Genomic DNA, 14,176 nt, shown 5'->3' with positions numbered 1-14,176 from the left:
GGCGTAATCGATACTTATGTCAGAACGTTTAATTCCATATCAGCCAATGGATTTGGCTGAACCAGCAGAGCTAGTGGATGCTATTCGCAAGAGGCGTGGCGGCCAGTTTATTAATTTGGACCGCATGCTCTTGCATAGTGTTCCTATAGCTGAGGGTTGGAATCATTTCATTGGCGAGATTCGCAATAATCTCTCCTTGAACCCTAAGCTGCGTGAGTTGGCCATGTGTGGAGTTGCTGTTTTGAATGGTGCTGAGTATGAATTTTTCCACCATGCACCCCCGTTTAAGAAAGCGGGCGGCACCGAAGAACAGGTACAAGGATTGCGTCTTATCGGGCAATCAAATTTCCCAAGAGATCTTTACTCTCCAGTGGAAAACGATGCTGCTGAACTTACTTTTCAGATGACTCGTAATATCAAAGTAGATCCTGAGTTGATGAAGCGCTTGCAAAAAGAGTTGGGCAGTACCGACACAGTTGAGTTGGTAACTGTAATTGCTGCTTACAACATGGTCTCACGTTTCTTGATTGCGCTCGACGTGAATCCTGAAGACCATCCCCCAGCCTAAAAGACTTTGCATTGACCATGATCCGCAATATCCAAACCATCATTCCTGGTATTGCCACTTCTGATGGTGCGGGTGTGAAATTGCGTCGTAGTCTTGGTGGTCAGAATCAAGTGAGGCTAGATCCTTTTTTAATGCTCGATGAATTTTCTTCGAATGATCCGAATGACTATGTAGCGGGCTTTCCAGCTCATCCCCATCGGGGTTTTGAGACGGTGACCTATATGCTTGAAGGACATATGCTGCATGAGGACCATTTGGGTAATCAAGGGCATCTCAAGACAGGTGGTGTGCAGTGGATGACTGCGGGGCGCGGCATTATTCACTCTGAGATGCCCCAGCAGGAAAGTGGCGCCATGCGCGGTTTTCAACTATGGATTAACTTGCCTGCCAAAGAAAAGATGAAAGCGGCTGGTTATAAAGATATCCAAGTTGAGGATATTCCGACAGTTCAATTAGAAAATAATGGCTCAGTGAAGGTTATTGCTGGTTCATACCAGCAAGGTGAAAAAGAGGTTCAAGGACCGATTCAGGGTATTAGCACCACACCTTTATTTTTAGATGTGCATTTGCCGCCTAATGCGGAATTTGAGCATCGTATTCCTAAGGAACTAAATGCCTTTCTTTATGTTTACGAAGGTGATCTTGAGGTGGGCGGCCCTATGCGCGAGATACCAAGGCAGGCGGCTGTTGTTCTCGGTGATGGCGACCGCTTAAAAACTAAGTCAGGATCTGCTGGCGCACACTTTATTGTGTTGGCAGCGTTGCCGCTTCATGAGCCGATTGTTCAATATGGCCCCTTTGTAATGAATACCCGCGCTGAAATTGAACAGGCTATTGATGATTATCAAAATAATCGGTTGGTGATTGCCTAGGTGAGCCAACTGACAACGCTTCAATGGATAGAGGGCGGACAAGATCGCTCTGTAAATTGGCATTCTGAAAATGGCATTGCGCCACATAAAAGAATTCAGATTGCAGATGACACTCTCACTGCTGACATTGCTTATCGTTTGGCTTGTGAAGGTACGGCGATGCTTTACAAGGGCGACTTTCAGAATGCGCGACAACTTTTGCAGGCCTTAGTGCGTAGGGTAGATAAGCCCTCCAAGAAATCTGCTCGAGCCGATAGGGTTGCAAAAGATAAAACCAAAAGTCCCCTAGATGCATTTAATCTTCACCGCCTTGCTCAATCACAGCGGGCCCGCATTCTAGGGATGATATTGGTGGAGGTAAATGCAGACCATACCATCCCCTTAAGACGCGCTCCGGATGTATCCCAAGCCTGCTTGGAAGCTTATGGCCCACAAAAAGACTCTTATGTGATTTCACTACGAGAGTTGTTGGGTGTGATCAGCGCCCATGAGTGGCGCAAGACGGGTGTACAAGTTCTTACTAGAGATGATGAAGAAGTTCGAATACATCCACACTATGGCGTTTTCTCTCCAGTGCGCAGTGAATATATTAATCTGATCCTAAAAGCACCGCTACCGGCAGCAATAAAACAAAACTCTACAGCCTTTGATATTGGTACGGGGACTGGAGTTTTGGCGGTTGTTTTGGCTCTGCGCGATATACAGAGGATTATTGCGACTGATCTGAGTGATCGAGCTATTGATTGCGCTCGAGATAATGTCAATTCATTGAGCCTTGGAGATCAGATTGAAGTTCATAAAACTAATCTTTTCCCTTCAGGTAAAGCTGCGCTGATTGTTTGTAACCCACCATGGCTGCCCGCAAGACCAAGCTCTTCTCTAGAACATGCGGTATATGACCCAGAGAGCCAGATGTTGAGGGGTTTCTTGGGTGAATTGAACGATCATCTGCTTCCAGGTGGTGAAGGTTGGCTCATTCTTTCTGACTTGGCAGAACACTTGGGTCTAAGAACAAGAGAGGGGCTTCTCCATTGGATTGAGCAAGCTGGCCTGAAGGTGATAACACGCATTGATACTAAACCTACACATCAAAAAGCATTTGATAAAACGGATGCATTGTATGCAGCCCGATCACAGGAAGTCACCTCTCTATGGCGCCTGAGTTCTCAAACTTAGCTTTAAAATTTAACGCTGATCAATTTATAGTCTTGGTATGTTCCAAAAAGTCTTTGAGGCTCTTCAAAATAATCAACTTCTTGAGGCTGAATTTTTACTCAAGGAAGTATCTATTGCTAACCCAGATAATCCCGATGCCCTACATTTAATGGGTGTTGTTTGTGGAATGCAAAATCGACCAATTGATGCTTTGATGTTTTTTGAGCGGGCACTGCTGGTTACTCCTGATGATCCGGCGCTTCTTTTTAACGCCGCAAAAGCTTTATCCGCGCTGCAACGAGATGCTGAAGCTCTGAAATATCACCGTAGAGCAATTGATTTGGACCCTCAAAATCCTGAGGCTTGGGTTAACTACGGTAGAAGTTTAGACAATCTTCGTAAGCGTGAAGAAGCTTTGGATTGCTACGAAAAAGCAGTGACCTTGCAGCCCAATATGACTGAGGGGTGGTTCAACAAGGGAAAAATATTTGGTGAACTAAAGCGCTATGAAGAAGCTTTGCATGCTTACATCACTGCCTACCAATTACGGCCTACCGAACCCTTTTTACTTGGCATTATCTTGCACTACAAAATGCTCATTTGTGATTGGGCTGATTTGGAGGGCATCTATTTAAAGGTTCAGCAGGACCTACGTGCCCATCAGTTAGCTGCGGAGCCTTTTGGGTACCAGGGAATTTCTACATCAGAACAGGATCTTTTAGAGACGGCCAAGATATTTGCTAAGCATCGTTTTCCTGCAACAGAAAGATCAACTACAGAGTCTGTGCTGAAACCAAAGAATGAAAAAATTCGTATTGCCTACTTATGTGGTGAATTTAGAGATCAGGCGACATCCGTACTGATGACCGGTGTGTATGAGTGCCATGATCCTGAGCACTTTGAAATTTATGCTTTAGATAATGGCTGGGATGATGGCGGCATTCTGAGGCCGCGGATGAAAAATGCTTTTACAGAAATGATCGATATTAGCCAAAAGACAGATTCCGAAGTTGTTCAATTAATTCAAGATTTGAATATCGATATTTTGGTTAATTTAAATGGCTATTTTGGAGAAGGGCGTCAAAACATCTTTGCTTCGCATCCAGCGCCTATTCAGGTTAATTATTTGGGATTCCCAGGAACCCTGGGTGCAGAATATATGGATTATTTGATAGCGGATTCTGTAGTGATTCCACCTGATAGTCGCGTACATTACGTGGAAAAAATTGCGTACATGCCCAATAGTTATCAGGCCAATGATTCAAAGCGGATTATTTCTGATAAACAAAATTCTCGCGCAGAACTGGGTTTGCCGGAAATAGGCTTCGTTTATTGTTGCTTTAACAATAACTACAAGATCACGCCTGAAACTTTTGATTGTTGGATGCGTATTTTGAAGGCAGTAGAGGGAAGTGTTTTGTGGTTAATCCAAGATAATGAAGTTGCTGAAAAAAATCTCAAGGCCGAGGCTCTTAAAAGAGGTATTTCTTCAGACCGCATTATTTTTGCAAAAAGACTGCCCCTTCCAGAGCATTTGGCTCGTCAAAAAATGGCAGATCTGTTTTTGGATACGCTTCCTTACAATGCGCACACTACCGCAAGTGATGCGTTATGGGCTGGCGTGCCGGTATTGACTCTTCCAGGCAAAACTTTTCCAGGTAGGGTTGCAGCAAGCCTTCTGAATGCATTGGAAATGCAGGAGTTGATTGTCCAAACGCCTGAAGAGTACGAGCAACGTGCAATTGAATTGGCTCATGACAAATCTGCTCTACAAGCAATTAAGGCGCGACTAGCCGAGAATCGATTGGTTAAGCCTTTATTTGATACACCACTGTTTACTAAAAATTTAGAAGCACTCTACAAAAAAATGTATGAGCGTCATGAGGCTAATTTACCCCCCGAACATATTGCCGGCCCTTAGAAACACAAAACCCTTCGTTCATTTGAAAGAAGGGTTTTAGTGCAGCCTCTTAATGTTGGCTTTTATTGGTGGAGTCGGCGGGAATCGAACCCGCGTCCGCAAATCCTCTACAACAAGTTCTACATACTTAGTCATATCGTTTGATTTAATCAGTTAGGCACGGACTGACACGTTCCTTGCTGACGATTCACTAAGTTTTCGAATCATTCCCCGTGACATGAAATGATCTTATCTCTTGTATATGACCCTGATCTAGCTTTCGCTAGCTGACCCAAGAGAGAATCAGTTCAGGGGCAACCGCAATTAAGCGGCTAGTGCGAAACGTTCGTCGTTTGCAGTTATTACATTCCCATTGATTTACGAGATAACGGGTCCTCGGTATGCCCTTGATGCTTTGTAATCCACGTCGAAACCATGTCGACCCCGGAGTTCATGCATAGGAAACCCTATTTTAAGGCTGCTCACCTTAAATTGCTGAATATCTTTTGTTTTATTCCCTATTGGGGAAGATGATTTGCAGTAATTCGGCTGGGTGATTGATGATGTAATCGGCACCCCAGGCCTCAGGAGGCTCTTTACAGCCGCAATAGCCATATGCTGCTGCCACGGTCTTCATGCCTGCAGCTTTCCCCGCGAGAACGTCTCTAATGTCATCTCCAACATAGATTGACTTTGTGGGGTCAATATTAGTTGACCTGGCTGCGTGCAGAATCGGCTCTGGATGTGGCTTAGAGTATGGGGTGGTGTCGCCGGAGACGGTCGAAGCGGCACGCTGACGTAAGCCCATCAGGTCAGTTAATGGGTTGGTAAAGCGTTCGCTTTTGTTGGTGATGATGCCCCAAGGGAGTTTGGCTTTATCCATTTGATCGAGCAAATGAGCAATCCCATCAAATAATTTACTGTCTACGAGCAAGGCATTTTCGTAATTACTGAAAAATTCATCACGTAATACAACGAAATCTTCATGATCGGGAGCGATGCCAAAGGCGCCTTCAAGTAATCCGCGCGCACCAGCGGATGCAAAGGGGCGCAGAAACTCATAAGGCTTGGGCGCCAAATTGCGTGCAATCAGTAATTTATTGGTGGCAGCGACTAAATCAGGGGCGGTGTCAGCTAATGTGCCATCTAAATCAAAAAAGATGCCTGCGTAAGGACTGGAAAGATTGTTCACTGATCAATTACTTTCGAACGGCAATCATGTAATTGACGCTCACATCTTCACCTAGGCTATATACCTGGGTAATTGGGTTGTAGCTCATACCCTTCACCCCGAGCATCTCTAAGCCTGCATGGCGAGTAAATGCTACTAATTCAGAGGGCTTAATGAATTTAGCATATTCGTGAGTACCCTTGGGGAGTAATTTGAGGATGTATTCAGCGCCAATAATGGCAAATAAGTAGGACTTGGGATTGCGATTCAGGGTGCTAAAAAATAAAGTGCCGCCTGGTTTACAAAGTTTGGCACAGGCGCGAACTACAGATGCAGGGTCAGGCACGTGCTCCAACATCTCCATGCAAGTCACTACGTCATATTGTTCGGGTTGCTCATCCGCTAGCGCTTCTGCTGAGATAGAGCGATAAGTAAGGTTAGCGCCCACTTCCAGGGCATGCAATTCAGCAACTTTGAGTGCTTTTTCTGATAAATCAATGCCAGTAGTATCTGCGCCTGATTGAGAAATGGATTCCGCTAGGATGCCGCCACCGCAACCAATATCAACCACTTTCTTACCCTCTAAATTGACAAAGGATTTGATCCAGTCGAGGCGCAAAGGATTGATGGCATGCAAAGGCTTGAATTCGCTATTGGGGTCCCACCAGCGATGGGCTAGGGCGCTAAATTTGGCGATTTCGGACTGGTCGACGTTCATATGGATTGGCTAATCGTAAGGCGATTGAAGAAGTTATGAATATAGCGGAAATAAAAAAGCCCGCTAGAAGCGGGCTTTTTTACAAGTAAAGTGAATTACTTAGCTGCTGTACCAACAACTTCGATGTCAGTACGGCGGTTCTTAGCGCGGCCTTCAGCAGTTGCGTTTGATGCAACTGGATTGCTCTTGCCTTTAGATTCTGTGTAGATACGGCTACCGTCAACACCTTTGCTTACGAGGTAAGTCTTAACGGATTGCGCACGACGCTGACCGAGGGCCATGTTGTATGCATCTGTACCAACGCTATCAGTGTTACCAACAGCGATGATTACTTCTAACTTGATCTTGCTCAAATCTTTAGCGATCTTGTCCAAAGTAGCTTTACCTTCTGGCTTCAAGTCAGACTTGTTGAAGTCATAAAGTGTGTCAGCTTGCAAAGTGATTTTGCTTTGGCTAACGCCAGCAGCAGCTGGTTTAGGAGCTAAAGCACCGTCACAACCTTTAGCTGCAGTAGCAGGTGTCCAGTTGTTATCGCGCCAGCACAATGTGCCATCGCCGTTTTTCCAATTCAAGCCAGAGCTGTTTTCCCAGTTATCAGAAGCAATTGCTGCAGAAGCAGAAACAGTGATAACAGAAGCCAGCAACACTTTTAGGGTTTTGTTCATTTTTAGTCCTCAAAAATCTCTTTTTTAATTAAAGTCAAACTTAAATGTAATTCGCCCTACCTTGATGCAAAAACTGCAAAGCGACACATCTCAATTTCGTACAAACTGACAGAATCTTAGCATAGGGCCTACCTGTCATCAAAATGATATTATTTCTAGATGGAACAAGCCGCTAAAGAAACACTACCAATATCCCTCGAAGACGAAATGCGGCGGTCCTATTTGGACTACGCAATGAGCGTCATCGTCGGCAGAGCCCTGCCAGACGTGCGTGACGGCCTCAAACCGGTTCACCGCCGGGTCTTATTCGCTATGTATGAATTAAACAACGATTGGAACCGAGCTTACAAAAAATCTGCCCGTATAGTTGGCGATGTAATCGGTAAATACCATCCGCACGGTGATTCTGCGGTGTATGACACGATCGTTCGAATGGCCCAGGATTTCTCTCTGCGCTATATGCTGGTTGACGGGCAGGGTAACTTTGGCTCCGTAGACGGTGATAACGCTGCTGCAATGCGGTATACCGAGATCCGCCTTCGTAAGATCGCCCATGAGCTTTTGGCTGATTTGGACAAGGAAACGGTCGATTTCGGGCCAAATTACGACGGTAGCGAGAAGGAACCCCTGATTCTGCCTGCCAAAGTGCCTAATTTGCTGATAAATGGCAGTTCTGGCATTGCTGTGGGTATGGCGACCAATATCCCTCCCCACAACCTCGATGAGGTGGTTACAGCCTGTTTGCACGTGCTTCACAACCCAGAATGCACGATTGATGAGCTCATTGAGATCATTCCAGCACCCGATTTCCCGACCGCCGGCATTATTTACGGCGTTCAAGGCGTTCGTGAGGGCTATCGCACTGGTCGTGGCCGTGTAGTGATGCGTGCCAAAACTCACTTTGAAGATTTGGATAAGGGCGCACGTCAAGCCATCATCGTTGACGAGCTGCCATACCAAGTAAACAAAAAGAACTTGCTCGAGCGCATTGCTGAGTTGGTGAATGAGAAAAAAGTTGAAGGTATTTCTGATTTGCGTGATGAATCAGATAAATCCGGTATGCGTGTTGTGATTGAACTCAAACGCGGTGAAGTGCCTGAAGTGGTTCTCAACAATTTGTATAAGAGCACACAGTTACAAGATAACTTCGGTATGAACATGGTGGCCTTGGTTGATAACCAACCACGTTTGTTGAACTTGAAGCAAATGCTTGAGTACTTCTTGCAGCATCGTCGCGAAGTAGTTACACGTCGTACGATTTTTGAATTGCGTAAAGCACGCGATCGTGGTCACGTCTTAGAAGGTTTAGCTGTTGCATTAGCAAACATCGATGAGTTTATTGCGATTATTAAAGCTGCTGCTAACCCAGTGATTGCTAAGCAGGAGTTGATGGGTAAAGCTTGGGATTCCTCAATGGTGCGTGAGATGTTGGCGCGTGCTGAGACCGATACGCCAGGCGGCCGTAACGCTTATCGCCCAGAGGGATTGTTGCCTGAGTACGGTATGCAAACTACTGGCTTGTATCGCCTCTCTGATAGTCAAGCGCAAGAAATTTTGCAGATGCGTTTACAACGCTTGACTGGCCTTGAGCAAGACAAGATCGTTAATGAGTACAAAGAAGTGATGTCCGAGATTTCTGACTTACTTGATTTGTTAGCGAAGCCAGAGCGCGTGACTCAAGTAATCGAAACTGAGTTGAAAGAAGTGCAATCTGAATTTGGTATTGCCGGCGGCGATTCAGGACGACGTTCATTTATTGAAATGAATGCAACCGAGCTCTTCACAGAAGATTTGATTACACCGCAAGATATGGTGGTGACACTCTCGAATACTGGTTACATGAAGAGTCAGCCGCTGAGTGAATATCGTGCGCAAAAACGTGGTGGACGCGGCAAGCAAGCTGCAGCTACTAAGAATGAAGATTGGATTGATACACTCTTCGTTGCCAATACGCATGACATTATTTTGTGCTTCTCCGATCGCGGCCGTATGTACTGGCTCAAAGTTTGGGAAGTTCCGCAAGGAAGTCGTACTTCACGCGGCAAGCCTATTGTGAATATGTTCCCGTTGATCGAAGGCGAAAAGATTACGGTAATTCTCCCGATCAAGGGCTATCAAGATGATCATTACGTCTTTATGGCTACCAGCTTGGGTACCGTCAAGAAGACACGTTTATCTGACTTCTCTAATCCACGTAAGGCCGGAATTATTGCGGTCGACTTGAATGAGAACGACTTCTTGGTAGGTGCAGCGATAACCGATGGTCAGCATGATGTGATGTTGTTCTCGGATGCAGGTAAAGCAGTACGCTTTGATGAGAACGATGTTCGTCCAATGGGTCGTACCGCACGTGGTGTACGTGGTATGAACCTAGGCGAAGGTCATCAGGTGATCGCTATGTTGGTTGCTCCCGCCGAAGCTGCAGAGGGCGCTGAGGCGGCTGTAGTCGATGCCAACGGCATCGCTATTCCAAGTAGCGTATTAACTGCAACAGAAAATGGTTACGGAAAACGTACTCCAATTGCTGAATACACTCGTCATGGCCGTGGCACCAAGGGCATGATTGCTATTCAGACAACTGAGCGTAATGGCAAGGTTGTTGCTGCTGCCTTGGTATCGCCAGAAGATCAGATTATGTTGATTACTACTGGCGGTATTTTGGTGCGTACACGTGTTTCTGAAATTCGTGAAATGGGTCGCGCTACTCAAGGTGTTACTTTGATCAACGTTGATGAAGGCACCCGCTTGTCTGGTTTACAGCGTATTGCCGAGAGCGATTCTGATGATGAAAGTGATGTTGATGATGTAGAAGAAGGTGATGTGTCTGCTGATCCAGCAACGGATTCTAATTCTGATACGGCAGGTGACGCTTAAAGCGTCACCACACAACTAACAAACATCATGACTTTTGACCGCCGCATTTTTAATTTCGCTGCGGGGCCTGCTACTTTGCCTGAAGAGGTGTTGAAGCAGGCTGCCGATGAAATGCTCAATTGGCGCGGACTCGGTACCAGCGTGATGGAGATTAGTCACCGCAGTAAAGAGTTTATGGAAGTGTACGAAGAGGTTATTCAAGACCTTCGTACTTTGATGAACATTCCGGACAGCTACGAGATCTTGCTACTGCAAGGTGGCGGTCTTGGTCAAAACGCAGCAATCCCAATGAATCTGATGCCTTTGGCTAAGAATGGCCCTAAGGCTGATTTCATAGTCACCGGTGTTTGGTCAGAAAAGTCATTTAAAGAAGCGCAGAAATACGGCTCAGCAAATTTAACTGCCTCATCTGCTGCAGAAAAATTCAACACCATACCGGCTAGATCAACTTGGAATTTATCAAGTGATGCTGCCTACGTGCATTACTGTGCGAATGAGACTATTGGCGGTGTTGAGTTCCCAGGTGTGCCAGATGTTGGCAATATCCCCTTAGTCGCAGATATCTCCAGCAACATTCTTTCTAAAGAAATGGATGTCAATCAGTGCGCTGTTTGGTTTGGTGGGGCACAAAAAAATATTGGCCCATCTGGCGTGACGATTGTGATTGTTCGCAAGGATTTGATTGGCCATAGCATGAGCATTACTCCAACTATTTGGGATTGGTCAGTGCAGGCGAATACCCAATCCATGATTAATACGCCACCAACTTTTTCGATCTATATGGCTGGCCTTGGCTTCAAGTGGTTGCTCAAGCAGGGTGGCGTTAAAGCGATTGAGAAGCGCAATCAAGAAAAAGCCGATCTGCTCTATAGCTTTTTAGATCAAAGTAGCTTGTATGAAAATCGCGTCACTAAAGAATATCGTTCACGTATGAACGTGACTTTTTTCTTAAAAGATGAGAACCTGAATGCAGAGTTTTTAGCGCAATCGAATGCTGCTGGCTTAGTGGCATTGCGTGGCCATAAGGCTGCAGGCGGTATGCGTGCCAGCATCTATAACGCAATGCCGATTGAAGGTGTTAAAGCCTTAGTTGAATTTATGCAAGACTTTGAAAGGCGGGCTTAATGAGTACTGAAGAACAGCGCTTAGCTCCCTTGCGGGAAAAGATTGACGCATTGGATGCGCAGATTTTGGATTTACTCACCCAGCGCGCAAAAGCTGCGCAAGAAGTGGGACATGTTAAAGGTGGCTTTGCTTCACCTGTGTTCCGTCCCGAGCGTGAGCGCCAAGTAGTTGCTCGTTTACAAGAGATTAACAAAGGCCCTTTATTTCCAGATGGCATCGCTGCTATTTGGCGCGAAGTGATGTCTGCATGCAGAGCATTAGAAGCTCGTCAAACAATTGCTTACCTTGGTCCAGTTGGAACGTTTTCTGAGCAAGCTGCGCAAACCTATTTCGGTCACTCAATTGCTGGTCTGCCTTGCGCCAGTTTGGACGAGGTATTTAAAGCTGTGGAGAAGGGTGCTGCACAGTTTGGAGTTGTGCCGGTAGAGAACTCCAGCGAAGGCGCGATTTCACGCACATTAGATTTATTGCTCGATTCTTCTATGCGTATTAGCGGTGAAGTAGTGTTGCCAATTCGTCATCACTTATTAACAAAGAGCGGCAATCTAGATGGCGTAACCACGGTTTGCGCTCATGCTCAAGCCTTGGCCCAGTGTCAACAATGGTTAAGTGTGCATGCTCCACAACTCAAGCGCCAGGCAGTTAGCAGTAATGCAGAAGCAGCTCGTATGGCGGCTAGTGATTCTACTTTGGCTGCAATCGCCGGTGATCCTGCGCAAGAAGCTTACGGCTTGCAAGCAGTAGCTGCGCAGATTCAGGATGATCCACAAAACCGCACTCGTTTTGTTGTTGTAGGTAACTATGTCTGCCAACCAACTGGCAAGGATCAAACCTCTTTAGTGCTCTCAGTAGATAACCAGCCGGGTGCAGTGCACCGCTTGTTAGCGCCTTTGGCAAAGCATGGCGTATCCATGAATCGCTTTGAATCTCGGCCTGCGCGCAAAGGCACTTGGGAGTATCACTTCTATATTGATATTGCTGGTCATGCTGATGATGCCAAAGTATTAAATGCGCTTGAGGAGCTGAAAGGCGTAGCTGCTTTCTACAAGAACCTAGGTTCTTATCCTCACTCTGCCTGAGCTGGTTAAAAACATCAAAATACTTTAGTAAATAGAAATCAGAATGACTTCCAAGATTGGTCTAAAACATATTCATGCGATTGCCCCTTATGTTGGCGGGCGTCCCATTAGCGAAGTTGCTCGTGAGTATGGTTTGGATGAGAGCAAGATCGTCAAATTGGCCTCCAATGAAAATCCATTAGGTATGCCTAAGTCTGCACAAGATGCCATGCTCAAAGCAGCGAGTGATTTAGGTCGCTACCCTGATTCCAATGGCTTTGAGTTGAAGAATGTACTTGCCGCACGCCTTGGTGTACCAACCGATTGGATTACCTTGGGTAATGGCAGTAACGATATTTTGGAATTGGCTGCGCGTGCTGTAGCACAAGCTGGCGATGAAGTGATCTTTTCCAAACATGCATTTGCCGTATATCCACTAGCTACACAAGCCGTTGGTGCTAAAGCAGTTGAAGTTAATGCTACGGATATTTATGGCCATGATTTACCGGCCATGCTCGCGGCTATTAAAGCTTCCGGGGATAAAGCCAAGTTGGTATTTGTGGCCAATCCGAATAATCCAACTGGCAGTTATTTGACCGCTAAAGAGATCGAGGATTTCTTGGTGGCGGTTCCATCCAATGTGGTGGTGGTACTTGATGAGGCCTATAACGAATACCTGACGCCTGAGCAACGCTACGATGCGATTGCCTGGGTAAAGCGTTTCCCAAATATGATTTTGTCCCGTAGCTTCTCAAAAGCATATGGTTTAGCAGGCTTGCGCATTGGTTACGGTGTTGCTCAGCCACATTTAACCGATCTATTAAATCGCATTCGTCAGCCATTTAACGTCAATAGCTTGGCACAGGCTGCAGCGATTGCAGCTTTTCAAGATACCGCATTCTTACAGCAAGGCTTTGAGTTGAATCGTGCTGGTTATGCTCAGCTCACCAAAACTTTTGATGAATTGGGTTTGCGGTATCTGCCATCAGCAGGTAACTTTGTCTTAGTTAAAGTAGGTGAAGATGACCAGGCAGGTGCGCGTATCAACTTAGAGTTACTCAAGCGCGGCATTATTGTTCGTCCAGTTGGTAACTATGGCTTACCGCAGTGGCTGCGCATCTCTATTGGCTTGCCGGAAGAAAATGCAGCTTTCATTGCAGCTTTAAAAGAAATACTTTCCTAATGACAGTTATTAATCCAGCAAGTAATCACGGCACTGTCACCATCGTTGGGGTTGGTTTGATTGGCGCATCTTTAGGCTTGGCGCTCAAAAAAGCAGGCGTGGTTACTAAAGTGCTGGGTGTCGGTCGCAGCAAGGAAAATTTAGATCAAGCGCAAAAGATGGGTGCGATTGATGGGGTAGTAGATTTAGTTGAAGCCGCAAAGCAGTCTGATGTGATTGTGCTTTGTGTGCCAGTGGCACAAATGCGTGCTGCGTTTGAAGTGATTGAGCCACATCTTGAGCCTCGCACCATGATTACTGATGCTGGTAGCACTAAAGGTGATGTGATTTTGGCTGCCAAAGAAGTATTGGGCAAGAAGGCTTGTCAGTTTGTACCTGCTCATCCGATTGCTGGAGGAGCACAGCATGGAGCAAGTGCTGCTAAGGCTGATTTATTTCAAGGTAAGCAAACTATTATTTGCCCATTGCAAGAGAACTCACCCGAAGATATTGCTTTGATCACAGGTTTTTGGGAGTCGGTTGGCTCTGAGGTGAAGAAGATTGGTGTTGTTCAGCACGATGCTATTTACGCAGCGGTTTCACACCTCCCTCATCTTCTGTCTTATGCATTGATGGCCAGCGTAGTGAACTCTGAAGACGCTGATCAAAAATTAAGCCATGTGGGTGCTGGTTTTAAGGATTTCACCCGCATTGCTGCCTCGAGTCCTGAGATGTGGCGTGATATTTGTCTAGGTAATCGGACTGCAATTTTAAAAGAGCTGGATCAGTATTTACTCATCGTGAATCACATGCGTAAACTCGTTGCCGAAAACGATGGCTCTGGTTTAGAAAAATTATTTAATAAGGCGAGCAAAGCGCGTCAAGATTTGGACGTACTTTAATGAGTG

Annotated in this window: 12 protein-coding genes and 1 other RNA gene; 9 read left to right on the top strand and 4 right to left on the bottom strand. The window is 45.9% G+C overall.

The window, feature by feature from the left end; translation table 11 throughout:
* Positions 1-16 precede the first annotated feature (16 nt).
* The 4 genes from AOC20_RS07355 to AOC20_RS07340 are packed head-to-tail and all read left to right on the top strand — an operon-like array spanning position 17 to position 4,516.
* Positions 17-568 (top strand): carboxymuconolactone decarboxylase family protein, encoded by a 552-nt coding sequence (locus tag AOC20_RS07355; protein ID WP_215359809.1) that lies wholly within the window; start codon positions 17-19, stop codon positions 566-568.
* Between the two features lie 17 nt (positions 569-585).
* Complete coding sequence (locus tag AOC20_RS07350; protein ID WP_215359807.1) at positions 586-1,440, top strand: pirin family protein; 855 nt, start codon at positions 586-588, stop codon at positions 1,438-1,440.
* Entirely contained in the window at positions 1,441-2,616 is a 1,176-nt protein-coding gene (locus AOC20_RS07345; RefSeq protein WP_215359805.1) for a methyltransferase, read from the top strand.
* A gap of 37 nt (positions 2,617-2,653) precedes the next feature.
* Positions 2,654-4,516 (top strand): O-linked N-acetylglucosamine transferase, SPINDLY family protein, encoded by a 1,863-nt coding sequence (locus AOC20_RS07340; protein WP_215359803.1) that lies wholly within the window; start codon positions 2,654-2,656, stop codon positions 4,514-4,516.
* A 66-nt stretch (positions 4,517-4,582) separates the two neighbouring features.
* On the opposite strand, the gene ssrA is transcribed toward AOC20_RS07340, so the two are convergent.
* From ssrA to ompA, 4 genes are all read right to left on the bottom strand, one after another.
* Positions 4,583-4,941: a transfer-messenger RNA gene (ssrA, locus tag AOC20_RS07335) on the bottom strand.
* 65 nt (positions 4,942-5,006) lie between these two features.
* Complete coding sequence (locus AOC20_RS07330) at positions 5,007-5,687, bottom strand: HAD family hydrolase (protein WP_215359801.1); 681 nt, start codon at positions 5,685-5,687, stop codon at positions 5,007-5,009.
* 7 nt (positions 5,688-5,694) lie between these two features.
* A complete protein-coding gene (ubiG, locus tag AOC20_RS07325; protein WP_215359799.1) occupies positions 5,695-6,384 on the bottom strand; it encodes a bifunctional 2-polyprenyl-6-hydroxyphenol methylase/3-demethylubiquinol 3-O-methyltransferase UbiG in 690 nt (229 codons plus the stop codon).
* A gap of 95 nt (positions 6,385-6,479) precedes the next feature.
* Positions 6,480-7,049: an outer membrane protein OmpA gene (gene ompA, locus AOC20_RS07320; protein ID WP_215359797.1), complete on the bottom strand. Its 570-nt coding sequence runs from the start codon at positions 7,047-7,049 to the stop codon at positions 6,480-6,482.
* 159 nt (positions 7,050-7,208) lie between these two features.
* Here ompA and gyrA point away from each other — a divergent pair, with 159 nt between their 5' ends.
* Genes gyrA through AOC20_RS07295 form a run of 5 tightly spaced genes read left to right on the top strand, consistent with a single transcriptional unit; the run spans position 7,209 to position 14,170 of the window.
* A complete protein-coding gene (gene gyrA / locus AOC20_RS07315; RefSeq protein WP_215359795.1) occupies positions 7,209-9,923 on the top strand; it encodes a DNA gyrase subunit A in 2,715 nt (904 codons plus the stop codon).
* Positions 9,924-9,950: 27 nt separating this feature from the next.
* Positions 9,951-11,048 carry a 3-phosphoserine/phosphohydroxythreonine transaminase gene (gene serC, locus AOC20_RS07310; protein WP_215359792.1) on the top strand — a complete coding sequence of 366 codons (1,098 nt, stop codon included), beginning with the start codon at positions 9,951-9,953 and terminating at the stop codon, positions 11,046-11,048.
* Positions 11,048-12,127, top strand: coding sequence for a prephenate dehydratase (gene pheA, locus AOC20_RS07305; protein WP_215359790.1), 1,080 nt, complete (start codon positions 11,048-11,050; stop codon positions 12,125-12,127). Before serC ends, pheA begins: the two co-directional genes overlap by 1 nt.
* Before the next feature lie 43 nt (positions 12,128-12,170).
* Positions 12,171-13,289 (top strand): histidinol-phosphate transaminase, encoded by a 1,119-nt coding sequence (gene hisC / locus AOC20_RS07300; protein ID WP_215359788.1) that lies wholly within the window; start codon positions 12,171-12,173, stop codon positions 13,287-13,289.
* Positions 13,289-14,170, top strand: coding sequence for a prephenate dehydrogenase (locus AOC20_RS07295; protein WP_215359786.1), 882 nt, complete (start codon positions 13,289-13,291; stop codon positions 14,168-14,170). The genes hisC and AOC20_RS07295 overlap by 1 nt, the downstream gene beginning before the upstream one ends.
* Positions 14,171-14,176 lie beyond the last annotated feature (6 nt).

Origin of the sequence: Polynucleobacter ibericus, from assembly GCF_018687955.1 — a bacterium.
In the GTDB taxonomy this organism is placed as follows: Bacteria; Pseudomonadota; Gammaproteobacteria; order Burkholderiales; family Burkholderiaceae; genus Polynucleobacter; species Polynucleobacter ibericus.
The sequence above is the reverse complement of the archived record's forward strand: the minus strand, read 5'-3'. Positions and strand labels throughout refer to the sequence as shown.

What these genes read in the sequence shown, in the direction of transcription:
- AOC20_RS07355 (WP_215359809.1), top strand. Translation starts at nt 17, where the DNA reads ATGTCAGAACGTTTAATTCCATATCAGCCAATGGATTTGGCTGAACCA.
- AOC20_RS07350 (WP_215359807.1), top strand. Translation starts at nt 586, where the DNA reads ATGATCCGCAATATCCAAACCATCATTCCTGGTATTGCCACTTCTGAT.
- AOC20_RS07340 (WP_215359803.1), top strand. Translation starts at nt 2,654, where the DNA reads ATGTTCCAAAAAGTCTTTGAGGCTCTTCAAAATAATCAACTTCTTGAG.
- ubiG (WP_215359799.1), bottom strand. Translation starts at nt 6,384, where the DNA reads ATGAACGTCGACCAGTCCGAAATCGCCAAATTTAGCGCCCTAGCCCAT.
- ompA (WP_215359797.1), bottom strand. Translation starts at nt 7,049, where the DNA reads ATGAACAAAACCCTAAAAGTGTTGCTGGCTTCTGTTATCACTGTTTCT.
- gyrA (WP_215359795.1), top strand. Translation starts at nt 7,209, where the DNA reads ATGGAACAAGCCGCTAAAGAAACACTACCAATATCCCTCGAAGACGAA.
- serC (WP_215359792.1), top strand. Translation starts at nt 9,951, where the DNA reads ATGACTTTTGACCGCCGCATTTTTAATTTCGCTGCGGGGCCTGCTACT.
- pheA (WP_215359790.1), top strand. Translation starts at nt 11,048, where the DNA reads ATGAGTACTGAAGAACAGCGCTTAGCTCCCTTGCGGGAAAAGATTGAC.
- hisC (WP_215359788.1), top strand. Translation starts at nt 12,171, where the DNA reads ATGACTTCCAAGATTGGTCTAAAACATATTCATGCGATTGCCCCTTAT.
- AOC20_RS07295 (WP_215359786.1), top strand. Translation starts at nt 13,289, where the DNA reads ATGACAGTTATTAATCCAGCAAGTAATCACGGCACTGTCACCATCGTT.